General features: G+C 55.6%; 13 protein-coding genes. 6 read left to right on the top strand and 7 right to left on the bottom strand.

What is annotated here, in order from left to right:
- Positions 1–378 precede the first annotated feature (378 nt).
- A complete protein-coding gene (locus F5984_RS13930; protein ID WP_152124862.1) occupies positions 379–1,125 on the top strand; it encodes a LytR/AlgR family response regulator transcription factor in 747 nt (248 codons plus the stop codon).
- Positions 1,126–1,201: 76 nt separating this feature from the next.
- On the opposite strand, the gene F5984_RS13925 is transcribed toward F5984_RS13930, so the two are convergent.
- The 6 genes from F5984_RS13925 to F5984_RS13900 form a co-directional block, all read right to left on the bottom strand.
- Complete coding sequence (locus F5984_RS13925; RefSeq protein WP_185155513.1) at positions 1,202–1,906, bottom strand: SanA/YdcF family protein; 705 nt, start codon at positions 1,904–1,906, stop codon at positions 1,202–1,204.
- Between the two features lie 52 nt (positions 1,907–1,958).
- Complete coding sequence (locus F5984_RS13920; RefSeq protein ID WP_152124861.1) at positions 1,959–4,613, bottom strand: DNA gyrase/topoisomerase IV subunit A; 2,655 nt, start codon at positions 4,611–4,613, stop codon at positions 1,959–1,961.
- 336 nt (positions 4,614–4,949) lie between these two features.
- Positions 4,950–7,823: a T9SS type B sorting domain-containing protein gene (locus F5984_RS13915; RefSeq protein WP_152124860.1), complete on the bottom strand. Its 2,874-nt coding sequence runs from the start codon at positions 7,821–7,823 to the stop codon at positions 4,950–4,952.
- Between the two features lie 65 nt (positions 7,824–7,888).
- Entirely contained in the window at positions 7,889–10,774 is a 2,886-nt protein-coding gene (locus F5984_RS13910) for a T9SS type B sorting domain-containing protein (protein ID WP_152124859.1), read from the bottom strand.
- A gap of 166 nt (positions 10,775–10,940) precedes the next feature.
- Positions 10,941–12,425: a circularly permuted type 2 ATP-grasp protein gene (locus tag F5984_RS13905; RefSeq protein WP_394367409.1), complete on the bottom strand. Its 1,485-nt coding sequence runs from the start codon at positions 12,423–12,425 to the stop codon at positions 10,941–10,943.
- A 105-nt stretch (positions 12,426–12,530) separates the two neighbouring features.
- Positions 12,531–13,106 (bottom strand): Maf family protein, encoded by a 576-nt coding sequence (locus F5984_RS13900; protein ID WP_152124857.1) that lies wholly within the window; start codon positions 13,104–13,106, stop codon positions 12,531–12,533.
- A gap of 139 nt (positions 13,107–13,245) precedes the next feature.
- Between F5984_RS13900 and F5984_RS13895 the strand changes: the two genes are divergently transcribed.
- The 5 genes from F5984_RS13895 (at position 13,246) to F5984_RS13875 (ending at position 18,184) form a co-directional block, all read left to right on the top strand.
- Positions 13,246–14,430: an MFS transporter gene (locus F5984_RS13895; protein ID WP_246168982.1), complete on the top strand. Its 1,185-nt coding sequence runs from the start codon at positions 13,246–13,248 to the stop codon at positions 14,428–14,430.
- A 29-nt stretch (positions 14,431–14,459) separates the two neighbouring features.
- Positions 14,460–14,975 carry a GNAT family N-acetyltransferase gene (locus F5984_RS13890; protein WP_152124855.1) on the top strand — a complete coding sequence of 172 codons (516 nt, stop codon included), beginning with the start codon at positions 14,460–14,462 and terminating at the stop codon, positions 14,973–14,975.
- A 73-nt stretch (positions 14,976–15,048) separates the two neighbouring features.
- Positions 15,049–16,923, top strand: a complete 1,875-nt coding sequence (locus tag F5984_RS13885) for a BamA/TamA family outer membrane protein (RefSeq protein WP_152124854.1) — start codon at positions 15,049–15,051, stop codon at positions 16,921–16,923.
- 129 nt (positions 16,924–17,052) lie between these two features.
- A complete protein-coding gene (locus F5984_RS13880; RefSeq protein ID WP_152124853.1) occupies positions 17,053–17,511 on the top strand; it encodes a MarR family winged helix-turn-helix transcriptional regulator in 459 nt (152 codons plus the stop codon).
- Positions 17,512–17,575: 64 nt separating this feature from the next.
- Positions 17,576–18,184, top strand: a complete 609-nt coding sequence (locus F5984_RS13875) for a YceI family protein (RefSeq protein WP_019986336.1) — start codon at positions 17,576–17,578, stop codon at positions 18,182–18,184.
- A 166-nt stretch (positions 18,185–18,350) separates the two neighbouring features.
- On the opposite strand, the gene alaS is transcribed toward F5984_RS13875, so the two are convergent.
- Positions 18,351–21,035 (bottom strand): alanine--tRNA ligase, encoded by a 2,685-nt coding sequence (alaS, locus tag F5984_RS13870; protein WP_152124852.1) that lies wholly within the window; start codon positions 21,033–21,035, stop codon positions 18,351–18,353.
- Positions 21,036–21,039: the final 4 nt, after the last annotated feature.

The raw sequence follows: 21,039 nt of genomic DNA, 5'->3' as shown, positions 1-21,039 counted from the left end.
GTGAACTTTTTTTTTCATGTCGCAGCCTATCCGAGGTAGGTTTTAGGATTGAGCTACGTACCCGCAAAATCTCTGCCTACTTAGTTATTAATACGGAGTATTTGGTGATTGTTGTCGGTTTGTGGGTGATAGTTGGTGTTTGGACATGTTTAGTAATTTCAACCACATTCATTTCAATACGTACTATGATGTAAGTTCTGGCTATCAAGTTGTATGCTATAGTTAACTTTTTAGTGAAGCTTGCCTTTTTAACCGGTTGTAATTGTTCCGTATATAAAATGTGTAAACTATATTTAAGGTTGTATCCTATCCATTATTAAGTATTTACGCATATACATGCTTGAGCAAACTCTGAGAAATACTCATTAATACAACCGAATGAATCCCCTTCGAATTCTAATTGTCGATAATGACCCCATTGATGTAATCAAACTGAAAGTATGTATCGAAGAACTGGGCCATACGTGGCTTGCCGCTACTGATACTGTTGCGCATGCCCGCGACCTAATTATTCAGGAAAAGCCTGATCTCGTTATTTGTGATCTGATTACAAACGTAGACGAAGGCTGCATGGAGGTAATGGAGCTGCTGGAGACCCTTATGATTCCGGTGCTGTTTGCTACCCGATACCCACAGGATAAGCTCTATGAAAAGCTCACTCAGCATCCCATGATGGGATATATGGTAAAACCGGTCCATCGGCTTTCGTTGCGGAGCTACATTGAGTTGGTGTATCCAAATACCCGCAAATTACTGGAAGAGCAAGCCCTGCGCGACCGCCGTTTCTTACTCCTGCGCGATTTGCAGAATAAAGCGGTCAAGGTTTCGCTGAGTACAATCAAGTGGGTAAGTACGCAGGGTAATTATTGTGATATCTACACGACTGAACAGCGGTTTGTGCGCAAAATTTCGCTCAATAAATTACTCCCCGAACTCGACGAACGGTTTGTGCGCGTGCATTACAGCTATGCCGTCAATATGGATTTCATCGACGCGCTTGATGCCAGTATGCTGTATGTGGGCGAAACGGCAATCCCGATCGGACGATCGTACAAAAAAGGATTGATGCAACTTTTGCACACGCGGCAGCGTGAATCAACCTCTTTGGCAGTAGGGGTGGCGTAATTGGATTGAGCCTTCCCATAACGCGCGGGCAGATCGATCTTATCGGTTTGCCCGTTTTGATTTTGGCCCTAACGGTTTAGCGGGTTTTAGGCCAGTTGCCTCGTTCGGGCTTTGGCCGAATCAGGTACACATCGAGCATGGCGTAGGGGCGGGCCATATACTCGCGAATTAGTGTACGCAATGAGTATCCATCGGGAACATCCTGCGCGGCAAAGGCGATGGCTTCAATACCTTCATGATTCCCGATGTACAGGGCGCGGGCGTTGTGGAAGTTCTGCGATACAATCGTGATCTTGTCCTGATTGAACACTTCTTTGCAGCGAACCACCGAGTCGAACGTGCGGAAGCCGGCATAATCAAGTGTCATAACATCTTCGGGCACACCCAGCTTGAGCAGGGCCTTCTGCATATCCATCGGCTCATTGTAATACTCAGAGTCGTTGTTGCCGCTTAGAATGATGTACTTGATCTTCCCCTCTTTCCAAAGCCGGGCGGTAGCCTCCATCCGGTACCGAAAAAACAGATTCTCCTTGCCACTACGCACAAACTTACTCGTGCCCAGTACCAGGGCCACATCGTTGGAAGGGAGCTGATGGATGTTGAAATAAATCTGGTTGCGCGTACTGGTAACCACCCACCAGTTGCAGAGCAGTACGACCACCACGCTCACAAACCCCGATAGAACCAGGATTTTGACCATGCGTTTAACCAGCCGAGCCGGATAAGGCCGCCGTGACGATGCACCGTTGCTGTGATCAGATGAGTACACGCTCGTATTCATGTGAACTTGTGCTTATGGGGGCAGTAAATCGGCTACTGCCCCCATAAGCCATTTAAAACAAGCCTAACTGCCCATCAACGGGCTCTGCAACGGCCTCCAGCTCTTTTTCGGGGAGCAGCGGAGCGGCCGGTGCCGGGCTACTCGCTCCGTCCGCATCGTCAGACGATACGAGCTTCGGTTCGAGCAGCTTCACTTCTTTAACTTTCACAAAGGGTAGCTTGTTGCCAAGCGCCTTCCAACCCCGGATATCGATAAACCCAGCGGGTTCCAGAATCATCTTTTCAATGGGGCCGCGCTCTTTTACCTGATGGATAATCTCAATACGCGGTTGAGTATCCGTGGTAACTGCCAGCAGTTTCGACCCTTTGGTGTCGCCAATGAAGTTGAACTTCTTGTCAACTGAGGTGGTCTCAATCTTAAAGCGTTTCACGTACCAGAACTTTTGGTTCGCTTCGTAATACACCGCCGACAGCACCGTTTCGGGCGCAAACTTGCACAACACGGTAATATCGTTTGGCTCGTACCGGTTGGTGAGGTCAAAGCTTGTAAGTTCGTACTCCCCATTTTTATAAACGACCAGCACCACGTCTTTCGCTTCGAAGTTGCCCAGGAAACGTCCCCGTTCGTCGCGGTTGAGCCGACCCAGGTGTTCGTCGTACCAGATATCAACTCCACCTAAGGTTGAAGTACCGGCCGTCTTTAAACTAATCTTCCGTACCGGATATTTCGTCAGAATGTTGCCCTGCGCCGAGCGATTTTTCACACCGATGCTGGCAAAGTCGAAGTCAAACGCTTTTACCTTGGCCGAACTCTGCGCCGTCAGATTTACAGTCACCACTTCGGCCTCGCCATTGTCGTTGGCTGTGAAGTACGTGATTTTCGACTTGGGGTTGCCCATGGTCAGGTCGTACTCCCGGTCGCGGGTGACGCCCGTCACGGCAAACCGCTTGGTCATCGAAATCCCCGACTTGGCATCCAGGTAAACGAGGTTGTAAATCTTGCGTTCGTCGTTCTTCTTGAATACGGCGCAGTAAATAATGTCTTTTCCGACAAATACCTTGTCCTGCACTTTCGTCACGAGAAACTTGCCGTCGCGTCGGAACACAATGACGTCGTCGATATCCGAACAGTCACTCACAAACTCATCCTTCTTCAGGCCGTACCCGATAAAGCCCCCTTCGCGGTCAACGTAGAGTTTCTGGTTAGCCGCGGCTACCACATTGGCCGAAATCGTGTTGAATGCCCGAATTTCGGTCATACGTTCGCGCCCTTTACCGTAGCGTTTCTGCAAGTCCTTGAAGTACGCAATGGCGTAGCGGGTCAGGTTGGCGAGGTTGTCTTCGGTTTCGGCCAGTTCCTGCTCCAGCTTCCGCATCAGTTCCTCAGCCTTGAAACCGTCGTACTTCGAAATTCGCTTGATCTTGATCTCAGTCAGGCGCAGAATATCGTCCTCCGTGATCTCGCGGTAGAAATCCTTCTTAAACTTCGTCAGTGCTTTATCAATCGTACTGATGACCGCTTCGAACGTCTCGCATTCTTCGATTTTCCGGTAGATGCGGTTTTCAATAAAGATCTTCTCCAGCGAACTGTAGAGGAGCTTCTCGCGGAGTTCCAGCTGCCGGATTTCCAGCTCACGTTGTAGCAGATGAACGGTTTGGTGCGTGTTGATCCGCAGAATATCCGTTACGCTGACAAAGTGGGGCTTGTCTTTGATAATAACGCAGGCATTGGGCGAAATAGAGACTTCGCACTCCGTGAAGGCGTAAAGCGCGTCAATCGTGATGTCGGGCGAAACGCCGGGGGCCAGATGCACGTGAATCTCGACGTCTTTCGAGGTCAGGTCATCTACCTTCTTGATCTTGATCTTACCGTCTTCGTTAGCCTTAAGAATCGAGTCCTTCACCGAAGTAGTGGTGGTGCCAAACGGAATCTCGCGGATCACGAGGGTCTTTTTATCCAGCTCCTCAATCTTGGCCCGCACCCGCACTTTACCGCCCCGGGCGCCGTCGTTGTAATTGCTGACGTCGACCTGACCACCCGTCAGGAAGTCGGGAAAAACCTGAACCGGTTTGTCTTTCAGAATCTGAATCGAAGCCTCAATCAGTTCATTGAAGTTATGCGGTAGAACCTTGGTTGAAAGGCCCACGGCAATTCCCTCAACGCCCATCGCCAGCAGCAATGGGAATTTAACGGGCAGCGTAACGGGTTCGCGTTTCCGACCGTCGTACGAGAGTTGCCATTCGGTTGTCTGATGGTTAAACACAACCTCCTGTCCAAACTTCGACAGGCGAACCTCAATGTAGCGCGGAGCAGCGGCCCCGTCGCCCGTCAGGAGGTTGCCCCAGTTGCCCTGTGTATCAAACAAGAGGTTTTTCTGACCGATGTTCACCAGGGCGTCGCCAATCGAGGCATCGCCGTGGGGGTGGTACTGCATGGTCTGCCCAATCACGTTGGCCACCTTGTTGAACCGCCCATCGTCCATGTCTTTCAGCGCGTGCAGAATCCGACGCTGAACCGGTTTTAAGCCATCCTCAACGGCCGGCACGGCCCGTTCGAGGATAACGTAAGAGGCATAATCCAAAAACCAGTTTTCGTAGAGGCCCGACACCACCGTTTGGGTTTGTAGGGTCTCCTCCTGGGGTTCATTTGTATTTGTTGTTGTTGTACGCTCGTCAGTGGGCTCCTGATGTTCGTTTTCGTTCACCATGAATCGGTACGGAATAATATATTAAATTGATAGGTAGAATCGAGGTCGGAACCTCGACGTTCGACCCTTTAAAGATACGAAATAAAATGCGAAAAACCGCGTTTAAAGGCTATTTTGGCCTTTGTGGGCGGGTTCGCGGGTATGCGCGGCCTAAAGTGAGTTTGTGACGGTAATCTGTGGTATAGGTTACGTTGAAAAGCCGGTTTGTCAGAAATAGTTTATCCGGTTATCACTTGCTTTATGGATGGTTTGTACAAAAAAGGTGCGCGCTGGAAGGATCTATCCTCCGGCGCGCACCAAAAACTAAAAACGATAAACTAAAAACCACGTTTCGGCCTAGCCGCCCGATGCGCCATTCTCCCGGAATAGCTGCACCCAACCCTTGAGCACCACGGGCGGAGCCGAGGGGTCCAGACCCCCAAACCGCACCACCACCTCGTAGTAGTACAAGCCCGAGGGCTGCTCCTGACCCGCGCTGTTGCGCCCATCCCACCGGATCTGCGGGTCCGACGTGCTGAACACCCGACCCCCCCAGCGGTTGTAGATTACCGTCTCCACCGACACCACAAACACCGAGCAACTGCCCGGCTGCCAGAGGTCGTTGCGCCCGTCGTTGTTGGGGGTGAACACGTTGGGTAACACAAACTGCGGACACACATCCTGACAGACCGTGTTGGAGGCTGGCCCCTCGATGCCGCGTCGGCTCACGGCCGTCACGTAGTAGCAGCCCGCTACGGTGGTCAGGCTCTGGTGGCGGAAGCTGGTGGTGGGCGTGGTGGTGACTAAGCTGAAGCTCTGGGCGGGTCCGCTGAAGCGGCTGTAGTAGAGGTTGTAGCGGTCGGCCGGCTCGCAGCTCTGCCCAGCGGGCGGGTACTGCCAGCGGAGGTTGTTGCTGAAGCTCGTCTGGTTGCAGAGGGCCTGCTGGGTGGCCGGGTCACAGGCGAGCGAGTCCAGGCTCAGCCGGGGGGCACAGGGCCGGGTGGTGTCGAGCGGACTGGCGCAGGCGATCTGGGAGTAGTTGAGCAGCAGCCCCCGCACGGCGGTGGTGGAGGTGTAGCGGCCCACCGTCAGCACCCGGTAGCAGTAGTTGGAGTCGACCGATAGCGAGAGGCTCTGCACGCCGGCCAGGGTGGAATTGCCCGTGTCGGTGTAGCGGTAGGGCTGCCCCTGAACGGGCACGCGGGCGACCTCGACGAGGGGCCCGGCCGTACCGCGCCGGGATCGGAAGACGACGTGGGTCTGGTTGTCGTTAGACCAGGGGGTGTTGGTGGCCCAGGTGAGCTCAATCTGGCGCAGGGCTGGGTTGAGGGTGAGCCGTGGGCTGGCGGCCGGTTCGGTGGCATCGACGCGGGTGAGGGCTCCCTGGGGGGATGTCTGGAAGAAGTCGATGCGGTATCGGTAGGCGTTGGCCTGGGTGTTGAGGCCCCGGTCGACGAAGACGGTATCAGCCACACCCGGTTGCAGGCTGGAGGTGATGGCGGTGATCTGGGTGAAGTCGGTGCCGGTGAGTCCGGTAGCGCGGAAAACGCGGTACTGGAAGGGGGCCCCTCCGTCGGCGGGGTTCAGTCCGATGGGTCGTGTCCATCGGACGGTGATCTGCCCGCGCTGGTTGTCGGTGGAGTCGACGGTGACTTGGGTGATGAGGGGGGCCAGCAGGGGCAGGTCCACGCACACACCATCGGACACGACACTCTCACCGCCCAGCGGTACAGGCGGAAAACGAGCCACAATGCGGTAGCTATACTGGATGCCCCGGCGTAGGCCGGTGGTATCGGTAAAGGTGTTGGTGCCGATGGGCACGGTGCCGATGAGGGCGTAGCCGGTGCTGGTCGACAGGCCGGTGGTGCAGGTGCCCGATTGCAGGGGCGCGCACCCTTCCCGACGATAGACCAACATCTCCGAAGTACCCGTGGTGGTGGTTGAAGGCGGAATACAGGTGTATGGATTCCAGCTGAGCCGGATAGCGCGCCCGGTCGCGGTGGCTTGTGGGGTAGCCCGCAAACCTTGCGGCCGGGGGGCAATAATGCGGATACGGAAGCTCTGCAAAGCCGCTAGCTGGGTGGCCGTGCGGCCGGGCACGTCGACTACGCGCGCCAGTACATCGTATTCCTCCTGCCGGATATGGGCACAGGCCGTTTGCCAGCGAATAAGTCCCGTCACAGTGCCACTTTGCGGTTGAGAAATGAGCGTAGCAAAGGGGAGGGGCACAATGGGAGGGTTGTACTGGGTTCCGTCGGGGTTCCGGTTAAAGATACCTCCGAAGGCGGTCAGTTCCAGCCGTTGGCCGTCGGGGTCGGTAGCCCGGATAGGCACTTCGATGAGGCTACCCGCTTCCCGGCACAGGTCGGGGATAGGGTCGAGCAGGGGGCGGTTGTTACGCGAGTCGGTAACAATAATTTGCATGTCGCGGGTGATCTCACCAATGAGTACCCCGTCGCGCCACTCTTCAATGATAAAGGCAATATTGTACTGACCTGCCACCGCTGGCGAATCCCAGCAGAGGTCGCCGGTTGTGGGGTTAATGCCGAGCGTAGCCTGTCCGTTGCGGGCTTCGTTTTGTGCGTTGGGGTCGATACCCCGGGCTGGGTCACGGTAGCCATTCACGGCAAAACCCCGGCAGGGAGCGCCAGTAGTCGACTCCTGCGGAATGGCCATGCGGTAGGCCAGACTGTCACCATCGCTATCGAAGGCGGCCGGGTTGTGGCAAAACCGCTGCCCCGTGCGGGCCGAATCGAGGGGCGGGTTGAGCAGAACGGGGGTTGAGTTCAAACCCAAACCGGCGTTGACCTGAATGGTAGTCCGAATCCAGAATGTGATGTCCTGCGAGGGTTGCCGCAGGTTGATGGTCCGGTCGTTCCGTTTTTCGATAGCTACCGAAATCTGGTACACACCCGGCCCCTGATAGGTGTACCGGAATCGGTAAATGTTGATGGACGTGTTGGAGTTAATGTTCCGCCGAACACTACGGGGAACATTCACAATCGATCCATCACCCAGACAGAAATCAACCGAGTTGGTCTGGTCGGACGCAATTCGTCCGTTCAGCTCATCGAAATACGTGGTCAGGGTAATCTCGTATTCCAGCCGGTTCGGGTCGACCCGGCGGGTCGTGATTTCACCTGCCCGTACGTGGGTAGCGTATGTGAACGTGGGTGCCAGCAGACCCAGCAGCAGTACCAGGCCGAGCCAGTAAGTATATCTTGCGTGCATAGAAGAATAACCAATACGTACTACTCAACGATTGGAGCCGCAAAATGTGTATTTTTTCGACTACTTTAACCTCCTACCACACCGTTCTCCCGGAATAGCTGCACCCAACCCTTGAGCACCACGGGCGGAGCCGAGGGGTCCAGACCCCCAAACCGCACCACCACCTCGTAGTAGTACAAGCCCGAGGGCTGCTCCTGACCCGCGCTGTTGCGCCCATCCCACCGGATCTGCGGGTCCGAGGTGCTGAACACCCGACCCCCCCAGCGGTTGTAGATCACCGTCTCCACCGACACCACAAACACCGAGCAACTGCCCGGCTGCCAGAGGTCGTTGCGCCCGTCGTTGTTGGGGGTGAACACGTTGGGCAACACAAACTGCGGACACACATCCTGACAGACCGTGTTGGAGGCAGGTCCCTCAATGCCGCGTCGGCTCACGGCCGTCACGTAGTAGCAGCCCGCTACGGTGGTCAGGCTCTGGTGGCGGAAGCTGGTGGTGGGCGTGGTGGTAACCAAGCTGAAGCTCTGGGCGGGCCCAGCCAAGCGGCTGTAGTAGAGGTTGTAGCGGTCGGCCGGCTCGCAGCTCTGCCCAGCGGGCGGGTACTGCCAGCGGAGGTTGTTGCTGAAGCTCGTCTGGTTGCAGAGGGCCTGCTGGGTGGCCGGGTCACAGGCGAGTGAGTCCAGACTCAGCCGGGGGGCACAGGGCCGGGTGGTGTCGAGCGGACTGGCGCAGGCGATCTGGGAGTAGTTGAGCAGCAGCCCCCGCACGGCGGTGGTGGAGGTGTAGCGGCCCACCGTCAGCACACGGTAGCAGTAGTTGGAGTCGACCGATAGCGAGAGGCTCTGCACACCGGCCAGGGTGGAATTGCCCGTGTCGGTGTAGCGGTAGGGCTGCCCTTGAACGGGCACGCGGGCGACCTCGACGAGGGGCCCGGCCGTACCGCGCCGGGATCGGAAGACGACGTGGGTCTGGTTGTCGTTAGACCAGGGGGTGTTGGTGGCCCAGGTGAGCTCAATCTGGCGCAGGGCCGGGTTGAGGGTAAGCCGTGGGCTGGCGGCCGGTTCGGTGGCATCGACGCGGGTGAGGGCTCCCTGGGGGGAAGTCTGGAAGAAGTCGATGCGGTATCGGTAGGCGTTGGCCTGGGTGTTGAGGGGCTGTGCTGCGGTGCCCCGGTCGACGAAGACGGTATCGGCCACACCCGGCTGCAGGCTGGAGGTGATAGCGGTGATCTGGGTGAAGTCGGTGCCGGTGAGTCCGGTAGCGCGGAAAACGCGGTACTGGAAGGGGGCTCCTCCGTCGGCGGGATTTAGTCCGATGGGTCGTGTCCATCGGACGGTGATCTGTCCGCGCTGGTTGTCGGTGGAGTCGACGGTGACTTGGGTGATGAGGGGGGCCAGCAGGGGCAGGTCTACGCACACACCATCGGACACGACGCTTTCCCCGCCCGCTGGCAACGCATAGCGAGCCACAATGCGGTAGCTATACTGGATGCCCCGGCGCAGGCCGGTGGTATCGGTAAAAGTGTTGGTGCCGATGGGCACGGTGCCGATGAGGGCGTAGCCGGTGCTGGGCGATAGGCCAGTGGTGCAGGTGCCCGATTGCAGGGGCGCGCAGCCTTCCCGACGATACACCAACATGCGGGTGCTGTCGGTAGAGGGGCTTGTGGGTGGGAGGCAGGTGTATGGATTCCAGCTGAGCCGGATAGCGCGCCCGGTCGCGGTGGCTTGTGGGGTGGCCCGCAACCCCTGCGGCCGGGGGCCTACAATGCGGATGCGAAAACTCTGCAAGGCTGCCAGCTGAGTGGCTGTTCGGCCGGGAAAATCGACCGCGCGGACGAGCACGTCGTATTCCTCCTGCCGGATATGGGCACAGGCCGTCTGCCAGCGTATTTGCCCATTGGCCGGGCTTGTCTGCGGTTGTGCGACCGAAATAAGTGCGCCAAAGGGTGGGGGTACAATAGGCGGATTGTACGGAACACCCTCGGGGTTTCGATTGAAGATACCCCCAAAGGCGGTCAGTTCCAGCCGTTGGCCGTCGGGGTCGGTAGCCCGGATAGGCACTTCGATGAGGCTGCCCGCTTCCCGGCATAGGTCGGGGATAGGGTCGAGCAGGGGGCGGTTGTTACGCGAGTCGCTCACGAAAATCTGCATATCGCGGGTGATTTCGCCAATAAGTACCCCGTCGCGCCATTCTTCCACGATAAAGGCAATATTGTATTGACCCGCCTGAGCCGGAGAGTCCCAGCAGAGGTCGCCGGTGCGGGCGTTAATCGATAATGAGGCCGGGCCTGTATTGGCTTCGTTGCGCGGATTAGGCCCAACAATTGAGGGGTCGCGGTAGCCGTTTATGTTGAAACCCCGGCAAATGGCTCCGGGGTTTGCTTCCTGCGGAACGGCCATGCGGTAGGCGAGACTGTCGCCGTCGCTATCGAAGGCGGCCGGGTTATGGCAAAACCGCTGTCCAATGCGGGCCGAATCGAGGGGCGGGTTGAGCAGAACGGGGGTTGAGTTTAAACCCAGCCCGGCATTGACCTGGATCGTGGTTCGAATCCAGAACGGAATATCGAGCGAGGGTTGCCGCAGGTTGATGGTTTGATCGTTGCGGTTAATGATAATCGCCGAAATCTGGTACACACCCGGCCCCTGATAGGTGTACTCGAACTGGTAAATATTGACCGACGTATTGGGGTTGATGTTGTTCCGGGAAATACGACGGACGTTGAGCGTCGTGCCATCACCGAGGCAAAAGGCAACCTCGTTGGCGTCGTCGGCTGCCAGGCGGCCGTTGCGTTCATCGAAATAAGCCGTTAGGGTAATCTGGTAGCGAAGGGCGCTGCCGGGGATTCGGCGGGTTGTGATTTCGCCCGCCCGTACGTGGGTAGCGTATGTCCATGTTGGGGGCAACAACAGCAATACCCCTATTCCTAACCAAAATGTATAACGTGTGAGCATAGAAGAAAACCGACAGGTATTCTTCTAACGGCAAGGTGTAAAAAAGTGTATGTGGGCGAAAGGGAAAAGGGAAAAAGGAGGAAAGGAGTAGAGGGAGGAAGGAGGAGAGGAGGAAAGGAAGGGTTTTCTTTTTCCCTTCTCCTTTCCTCCTCTCCTCCTTCCTCCCTTAATACAACACCCACGTGTCTTTGCCGCCACCGCCCTGCGAGGAGTTGACGACCAGCGAGCCTTTGCGGAGGGCTACGCGGGTTAGGCCGCCGGGAATCACGTTGATGTCTTCGCCGTAGAGGATGTACGGGCGAAGATCCACGTGCCGTCCCTCGGCGCCGTTGCCAACCAGACACGGCACCCGCGACAGGGAGATCGTCGGCTGTGCAATGTAGTTGCGCGGGTTTTCGCGGATTTTCCGGCGGAACAGATCGTGATCTTCGGCAGTGGCTTTGGGACCAATCAGCATCCCGTAGCCACCCGCTTCGTTGGCCTCTTTCACTACCAGCTGGGCAATATTGTCGAGCACGTATTCGCAGTCTTCGGTTTCGCCACAGATGTAGGTCCGCACGTTTGGGATAATCGGATCTTCGCCCAGATAGTACTTCACAATGCGGGGTACGTAGGCATAAATCACCTTATCGTCGGCTACGCCGGTACCGGGCGCATTGGCAAGGGCCACCCGGCCTTTTTTGTACACATCGAACAGGCCGGGTACCCCAATCAGCGACTCCGGGTTGAACGTCTGCGGGTCGAGGAACGTATCGTCGATTCGGCGGTAAATCACGTCGACAATCTGGAATCCTTTCGTCGTACGCATCTTCACGTAACCGCCCGATACCACCAGATCACGGGCATCCACCAGCTCCACGCCCATCTGCTGGGCCAGGTATGAGTGCTCGAAGTAAGCCGAGTTGTAGATGCCCGGTGTCAACACCACCACCGTTGGGTCGGGGCGGTCGGCAATGAACTGAAGCATCTGAAGCAGGCGGGTGGGGTAGTCCGAAACCGGTCGTACGCCCGTGCGGGCCAGCACTTCGGGGAAGGTTTGCTTGCTCAATTCCCGGTTTTCGAGCATATACGACACGCCCGATGGACACCGGAGGTTGTCTTCCAATACCATATACTGTCCGTCGTCGCCCCGAATCAGGTCGGTGCCCGTAATGTGGCACCAGATGTCTTTAGGCGGGCGCAGGCCGATGCAGGGTTGCAGAAAACACTTGCTCGACTCGATGAGGTCGCGGGGCACCACGCCATCGTTCAGAATATGCTGATTGTTGTAAACGTCGTGAATGAACAGGTTGAGGGCCTTAATTCGTTGAATTAGGCCCTGTTCGAGCCGGGCCCACTCGGCCGCTTCGATAATCCGGGGGATAATGTCGATAGGCATGATCCGTTCTGTGCCCTCGCCTTCGGAGTACACATTGAAGGTAATGCCCATGGCCATCAGAGCCCGTTCAGCCGCATGTTGGCGACTCACCAGATCTTCGCGACTGATTTGCTCCACCCGACGCCGAAACACTTCGTAGCCGGGCCGTACCTGCCCATCGGCAGTGAACATCTCGTCGTAAAAATTCTCCAGGCCGTAGTCCGAAAATGAAAACGTGGTGGACTGCCCCTGAGTTTGAATCATTGAGCCAAGTTGTTGCGATTGAAACTGCATGTGGGAATCGTTGTTTGCCGAACAATATACGGCATTGTGGGGTAAGGGCCAAATTTATACCCTATGTGAATGGCTATGAGCCAGTTGTTGTTGAACTGGGCGGGCTTATTGGGCAAACCGCTTCAGGGCCTGGTACACGCGGTGGGTGGGTAGCCCCATGACCGTGTAAAACGAACCTTCGAGCCGGTCGATACCCACTAACCCGATAAAGTCCTGCGCGCCGTACGACCCTGCCTTATCGAAAGGCGCACACTCGCGGATGTAATACCGAATTTCGTCGTCGGTGAGGGGGGCAAAAAAGACCGTCGTTTCGTCGGTAAACGATTCCATACCCTCGGGCGAGAGCAGACACACTCCCGTACGCACCCGGTGACTCCGCCCCGCCAAACTGCGCACCATTCGGAACGCGTCCGCTTCGTCGGCTGGTTTGTTGAGCACCTCGTTGTCGAGAATCACCACGGTATCGGCGCACAAAACGAGCCGGTTGCCGAGGTCAGCCGCGAACTGCTCCGCTTTCTGGCGAGCCAGATATTCGGCTACGTCATCCACGGGCATGTCGGCCGGAAAATGCTCGTCGGTAGGGCGGGTTTCAATCGTGAATACAAAGCCCGCGTCGGTCATGAGTTGTTTCCGGCGGGGCGACCCAGAGGCCAATACAAGCGGATATTTGAGTGAAATCATGGTCTCAAAGATAGCGACATGGCGGAAACAGATTGCCCTCAGGGGCGGGTATGGGTCGCCGTCAACCGAAAAAAAACAGGCCTAATCGTGCGGCTCGTCTGCTCATGTCCCTATTTTACGCACCCAAATTCAAACCCTCGTGCCAACTCCCCCGACCTCGCTTTCAAATACCCACCTGTTGGTGATTGTACTGGCTCAGTTTGCGGGTACCTCGCTGTGGTTTGCCGGCAATGCCATTCTGCCCGACATTCAGCCGTTGCTTGCTTCTTCGTCGTTGAATGGCTGGATTACATCGGCCGTGCAATTGGGGTTTATAAGCGGCTCATTGCTCTACGCCCTGCTAGCCATTCCAGATCGCTACCCCACAGTACAGGTGTTTCTGGTGTCGGTGCTGTTGGCGGCACTGTGCAATGTCGGGCTATTGCTGCTTCCGTTACAGCCTCTGACGGTGTTGTTGAGCCGGTTTGGTACCGGATTGTTTCTGGCGGGCGTGTACCCGGTGGGCATGAAAATCGCGGCCGACTGGTTTCGGCCGGTGCTGGGTCGGGCTATGGGGTTTCTGGTGGGGGCACTGGTACTGGGCACGGCTCTTCCGCATCTGATTCGCGGGTTAGGGCAGTCACTTTCGTATGGGGCAGTGTTGGTGGTGGTGAGTGGTTTGGCTGTTGCGGGTGGGGTAGCGCTGGCTTTGGTAGTACCTTCTAAACCTGTTCTGCTGACCCACCATCGGTTCGACCGGCGGGCGTTTGCCTTACTCTGGCAACCCTCGGCCCTGCGGGCGTCGGTACTGGGGTATATTGGGCATATGTGGGAGCTGTATGCCGTATGGGCCTTTTTGCCTACGGTTTTGGTCTTATATGCACGGTTACACCCATCGGTGGCCATCAACCCGTCGGTCTGGGCGTTTGGGGGGATTGCGGCTGGTTCTCTGGGATGTACGCTGGGCGGTATGGCCGCCGGGCGGCTGGGTAGTGGCCGGGTGGCACTGGGGCAGTTGGCCGTGTCGGGTGGGTGCACGCTGTTGCTCCCGTTTATGATACAAACCCCACCGATTGTGTTTGGCATATACCTGCTCGTGTATGGTGCCACCATCGCGGGCGATTCTCCGCAACTCAGCACATTGGTTTCTATCCATGTACCCGCCGAAGTCCGGGGGAGTTTGCTTACACTCGTTACCTGTATCGGCTTCTCAATCACGATTATTTCCATTCAGGCGCTGGCCTATTTATTCGACCGTAGCGGGGGCTCCATCTGGTCGTTCTGGCTCCTGGTGCCCGGCCCCGTTCTGGGCGTGTGGAGCTTGCGAACGGTTGCCAGAAAATAAGTATATTTCCTTTTTACTTTTCAAAACGAATGACAATTCGAACGGCTACTCCTGCCGATGCCGAGTCGTTGGCTCGACTCTCGGCTGTTACCATGCGCGAAGCGTTTGGGCCTCCTTTCAATCCAATAGAGTGGGTAGATGCGTACATTGACCAATCGCTCACGGTGCCTCAGCTGGAACAGGAGCTTACCGACCCCAGCTCTACGTTTTTTGTGGCCGAAGGAGCTGAAGGTGAGTTGATAGGCTTTGCTAAAGTGCGTAAACAACGCCCTCCTCGCCGAATGACTGAGCGGAATGCGCTGGAAATTCAGCGCATTTATCTACTGCAAAAGCATACGGGTGGTGGCCGGGGCCGGCAACTGATGGAACATTGCCTTCAGTTTGCGCGGAACAATGGCTACAAGGCCGTGTTTTTGGGGGTTTGGGAGCGCAATGAACGTGCCCAACAGTTTTATAGTCATCTGGGTTTTAAACCTTTTGGGTGGCATTATTTCCAATTCGGGCCCGACCGGCAGCGTGACATTTGGATGCAAAAACCGTTATAAGTTCGTGAATAGCTATTACGCAGACAGACTTTGTAGAAACCAATGGGCCTTTGCCCTGTTGGTCATAGTCTGTTTGTGTACTGGCGCGCAGGCCCAAACGCCCGACTCTACCGACCGCCGTCGCCCACCGGCCGATTCGCTGGCTACGGCCCGGTCGCGGATGATGGCCGACAGCATGCTCCAAAGCAATGACAGCCTGTTTTACACGCGATTCAAGCAGAATATGTACAAACGACGGCTGACCCGGCAGCTGTACGATGCCTTGTTTCGGGATGTGTATAACAGCCGGAGTCGCACAGGGGAGGTGAGCACGATTGATGCCAACCCGTTTGCCGAGTTTGAAGGGCGGGTGATTGGAACCATTCATATCCGGCGGCTCGATGTGTTCGGGCAGAGTGTGTACGACACGCTCCGGCAGTCGCGCAATTGGGTCGAACGGGTGGCGAGTAGTCTGCACGCCAATACCCGCGAAGGCATTATCCGCCGTTCGTTTCTGCTCATCCGCGAGGGTGACCTGGTCGATCCGGACGTGTTGAAAGATAACGAGCGACTCCTCCGAACGACGCCCATCTTTCATGATGCCCGGATTTTGGTGGTTCCCCGACCCGGTAGTCGGCAGTTTGTCGATGTGTACGTAATCACGCAGGATGTCTGGTCACTGCTGCCGGGCGGGGGCTTCGGGGGGCTCAATAACTTTAGCATCGAACTCGATCAGCGTAATTTTCGGGGGGTGGCCCATCAGCTCTACAACCGGTTCAGTTACAACACGACCCGGCCGGGGCAGAAAGTAGAGTATCAGGGGCGTTATGCCATTCCGTACGTGAATATTCTGGGTGTACGGACATTTCTGACGGCGCAGGCCGACTTTATCTACCTGCGCGACATCAAGCAGATGTCGTTCAAGCTGTACCGCCCTTTTATTACGCCGGATACCAAATACGCGGGTTCTCTTGAACTGAATAACACCCGCCTGAACAGCCGCTATTTCGACGAGCGCGACAGTGCCCGGTTTGTGGGGCTCAATTACAATTTTCTGGATATCTGGATCGGGCGGGCTTTTCGGGTCAACTGGGGCGGCTCCGATGCACTTACCCGTAACCGGCTCGTGATTGCCGGGCGGGTAACCCGGTACGAATACCTCGACCGGCCGCCTGTTACGGCCGATAGCAATCAGTTGTATCAGAATAGCCGCACGGCTCTGTTCAGTGTGGGATACTCGCAGCGCCGGTACGTACGCGACGTACTCATTTATGGCTTTGGGCGTACGGAAGACGTACCCATCGGGAGTCTGGTTTCGTTTGTCGGCGGAATCGACAATGCCGAACTGGGTGAGCGGCTCTACACGGGATTTAATTTCTCCCGAGGGCAGTATCTGCGCAACATCGGGTACCTCTATGGCCTGGTAAATGTAGGCGGGTACTACCGGTCGGCCAAGGTGGAGCAAGGGGTGTTTTCGGTGATTGGCAATTATTTCAGTCCCTTGCACAAAACCACCTGGGGTAACATGCGGCATTTTTTGAACGTCCGGCTTACGTACGGTACCCACCGCTTCAACAATGAATTTATCATGCTGAGCGGCCGGGAGGGAATCGGTATCAACAACGATGCCCTGCGGGGTACCAAACGGCTACTGATCGGGTACGAGAACGTTTTGTTTTCTAAACTCGACGTGGCCGGGTTCCGGGTAGCCATTGTTACCTTCGCCAATTTTGGGTTAGTCAGTTACCCCAATCGTTTACTGGTACAAAGCCCCCTGTACCAGGCATACGGCATCGGATTTCGGTTCCGTAACGAAAATCTGGCCTTCAATAGCTTTCAGTTTCGGCTGGCTTACTACCCGAATATTCCGAACAATCGGAATGAGATTCGGTACAATTTCGAAGGTATTTCGGGCCTTCGCTTCCGAGATTTCGATATTGCGGCCCCCGAAATAGTGCCGTTCCGCTGAGTCCCTGGCCAACTTTTTGCTTAAAGTTGAGCGGGTGGGAACAAAAAATCTTTCGTTTGGTGTTGATACATTAAATGTAATAACATTATATTTGTGCCATCAACTCAATTAAACCACCCAACCCCGAACATGTCCATAGAAACAGACATCAGGCAGTCGGCATTTAGTTCGCCGTATCACCGGGTGGTGGTCAATGTGTTGTATAGCGGCAACTGGATCAACCATGAGCAGATGCGGATTCTGAAGCCGTTTGGTATCACGCAGCAGCAGTATAATGTATTACGGATTTTGCGGGGCCGTTCTCCGCAGCCGGTGAAGGTAAACGAGATTACTGAGCGTATGCTCGATAAAATGTCGAACGCGTCGCGGCTGGTAGATAAGCTCGTTGTGAAAAAACTGGTGGTACGAACCGAGTGTCCGAGCGATCGGCGGGCAGTCGATATTGTAATTACCCAGAAAGGCCTTGACCTTTTGCAGCGGATTGATACCCGGCAGCGTGAGTGGGAGGCCGAAATTCACCAACACCTGACACCCGAAGAAGCTACCGTGCTGAGTGGATTGCTCGATCGGTTACGCGGTTCCGAATAGCATAACATCAACACCCCTTTTAATAGTCAACATTACCAACCTCCAAACAAAAAAAGTAAACAAGATGAAAACACGTCAATTCCTCGCTGGTCTGGTTGCAGTAGCCGTAGTGGCTGGTACCTCAGCTTTTGTTGGTCCTGTTAAGAAGGCCGCTACCTACAAAGTAGATACGCAGAAGAGCGTTCTGAACTGGGAAGGCAAAAAAGTAACGGGTCAGCACAACGGTGCCGTGAAGTTCAACGGTGGCTCTCTGATCGTAGACGGCAGCAAGCTGACGGGCGGTACGTTTGAGTTCGATATGAACAGCATCACCTGCGCCGACCTGACCGACGCTGGCTACAACGCCAAGTTTATCGGCCACATGAAGTCAGAAGATTTCTTCAACACGGCGAAGTTCCCCACCTCGAAGTTTGTCATCACGAAAGTAACTCCCAAAGGCGGTAACAAATTCGACATCACCGGTAACATGACCATCAAGAACATCACCAACCCAGTGACGTTCCCGGCTACGGTTACTATGAACGGAAACAGCATTTCGGCTGAAGGCAAGGCAACCCTTGATCGGACGAAGTATGATATCCGGTACGGTTCGAAGTCATTCTTCGAGAACATTGGCGACAAAGCTATCTACGACGATTTCGCCGTTGAAATCAAGATGGTCGCTTCAAAATAAGTTAAGTTCCAGATTACCTACCTATGAGAAGCCAAACGGCCCGGGCATATTGCCCGGGCCGTTTTGTATGTGGGTATTTATGGTTTATGGTTCTTAGTTTTTAGTTAAGAGTTTAAGGGTGGTGTTACCCAAAACCAAAAACAAAGAACCATAAACCATAAACCCGTTAGCTATTCAACACCTGACGCCCTTGCTCCAGGGCTGCGGCCAAGCCGCCCGCGTCGGAACCACCCGCCGTGGCAAAAAATGGCTGACCACCGCCCCCGCCTTTGATGTTGCGGGCGAGGTCTTTCACCACCTGACCGGCATGCAACCCTTTGCCGTGAATCAAGCTGTCGGGCAGCATAACGGCCAACTGAGGTTTGCCATTGATATCGGCACCGAGTACTAACGCCAGATTGTCGACTTTCGCTTTCAGGTCGTAGGCCAGTTGCTTGAGGGCATCGGCCGACGGGACAGATACCAGCTCAACCAGCGTGCTGTAGCCCGATTCGGTGGTTTGTACTTTGCTCAAAAGCTGCTCCTTTACCTGCTGCACTTTTTCGTTTTCGAGGGCCTCAATTTTTTTGAGGAGCGCGTTGCGTTCATCCTGTAGGGCCTGAACGGCTTTCACCACGTCTTTGGGGGCCTTAAGCAGTTCTTTCAACTGGTCCAGAATTGCACCTTGCTCATTCAGCAGGGCCAGGGCACCCTCCGATGTTTTGGCTTCAATCCGACGAACCCCCGTCGATACCGAGCCTTCCGACGTGAGTTTGAAGAGACCGATCTGACCGGTGGCCGGTACGTGGGTACCTCCGCAAAGCTCGACCGAATAGTTGGGGTCGAATGTAATGACCCGGACAAAATCGCCGTACTTTTCCCCGAACAGCGCCATAGCACCCAGAGCTTTTGCCTGTTCGATGGGTACATTCCGCTTTTCGTCGAGGGCGATATTCTCGCGGATTTTCGCGTTTACAATGGTCTCCACCTGCTCTAGTTCGGCATCGGTCATTTTCTGGAAATGACTAAAGTCGAAGCGGAGGGCGTCGGGGCCAACGTACGAGCCTTTTTGCGCTACGTGCGTACCCAGCACATCGCGCAGGGCTGCGTGTAGCAGGTGCGTAGCCGAGTGGTTGCTGCTGGTCAGCGTCCGGCGGCTTGCATCAACTTTGGCCGTGACTTGAGTGCTTCCGTCAGCAATTAGCTGCTCAATGCGGCTGTCATTAGTGATCAGAATCGACAGATCGTTTTCCTTCTTCGTGTCCAGAATTTGAATCGTAATCCCCTCACCGTTTGCTGCCTGCTGCCCACTGCTACTGCTGACTATTAATTGCCCTGTATCGCCAATCTGACCACCCGATTCGGCATAGAACGGCGTGGGGTCGATCACGATCTGGTACTGCGTGCCCTGTTTGTTTTGCACCTTGCGGTACTTCACAATCTGGGCGGATGCTTCGGTTTGGTCGTATCCTACAAATTCAATTTTGTCGACTTCGTTCACGTCGATCCAGTCGCCGGCCGAGGTAGTGGCATCTTTCCGCGAACGGGCTTTTTGTTCGGCCAAGGCCTTTTCAAAACCGGCCTGGTCAATGCTTAGGCCTTTTTCGCGAGCTACCAGTGCCGTAAGGTCGGCGGGGAAACCGAAGGTATCGTTTAGCTCGAACACAGTCTCGCCAGGGATAACCGACTTGCCTTCGCTCGTCAGCAGCCCGATAATCTGATCCAGACGTGTGAGGCCGGTGCCGAGGGTACGCAAAAACGCAATCTCCTCTTCCCGGATTACCGTAGCCACGAAGTCCTGCTGCGCTTTCAGTTCGGGGAACACACCGTCGAACTGATCGGCCAGTACCGGTACGAGTTTGGTCATAAACGGCTCCGTAAAGCCCAGATACGAGTAGCCGTAGCGGATAGCCCGGCGCAGAATCCGCCGGATTACGTAACCCGCTTTGGCATTGCTCGGCACGAGCCCGTCGGCAATGGCGAACGAAACGGCCCGGATGTGGTCGGCGATGACGCGCATGGCCACGTCTGACTTATCCATTTTACCGGTGTACGTTTTGCCCGAGAGGCTTTCAATCACGGCAATGGTTCCCGTAAATACGTCGGTGTCGTAGTTCGATTGCTTGCCTTGAATGGCCATGCACAGGCGCTCAAAACCCATACCCGTGTCGACGTGCCGGGCGGGGAGTTCTTCCAGCGAGCCATCGGCCTTCCGGTTGAACTGCATGAACACGTTGTTCCAGATTTCGACTACCTGCGGGTGGTCGGCGTTGACCAGTTCACGACCTGGCGTTTGGGCTACCTCTTCGGCCGAGCGGAGGTCGATATGAATTTCGGAGCAGGGACCGCAGGGACCGGTATCGCCCATCTCCCAGAAATTGTCTTTTTTATTGCCGAGAATGATTCGACTCTCGTCACCAACAATGCCTTTCCAGATATCCCACGACTCCTGATCGAACGGTACATTGTCTTTTTCGTCGCCCTTAAACACCGACACATAGATGCGGTCTTTGGGCAGTTTGTAAACCTCCGTCAGCAGTTCCCACGACCAGGCAAGGGCTTCTTTCTTGAAGTAATCACCAAACGACCAGTTGCCGAGCATTTCGAACATGGTGTGGTGGTACGTATCGAAGCCGACATCTTCCAGGTCATTGTGTTTTCCCGAAACACGGAGGCATTTCTGGGTATCGGCCACGCGCTTAGACGGTGGGGTGCCGTTGCCGAGGAAAAAATCTTTAAACTGCGCCATGCCCGAGTTGTTGAACATCAGCGTCGGGTCGTTTTTGGCAACGAGTGGGGCTGAGGAAACAATCAGGTGGCGTTTGCTTTCAAAGAAGTCTAAAAACTGCTGGCGAATTTCACGGGAGGTCATGCAA

The organism is Rudanella paleaurantiibacter (genome assembly GCF_009184635.1).
Taxonomy (GTDB): domain Bacteria; phylum Bacteroidota; class Bacteroidia; order Cytophagales; family Spirosomataceae; genus Rudanella; species Rudanella paleaurantiibacter.
The sequence above is the reverse complement of the archived record's forward strand: the minus strand, read 5'-3'. Positions and strand labels throughout refer to the sequence as shown.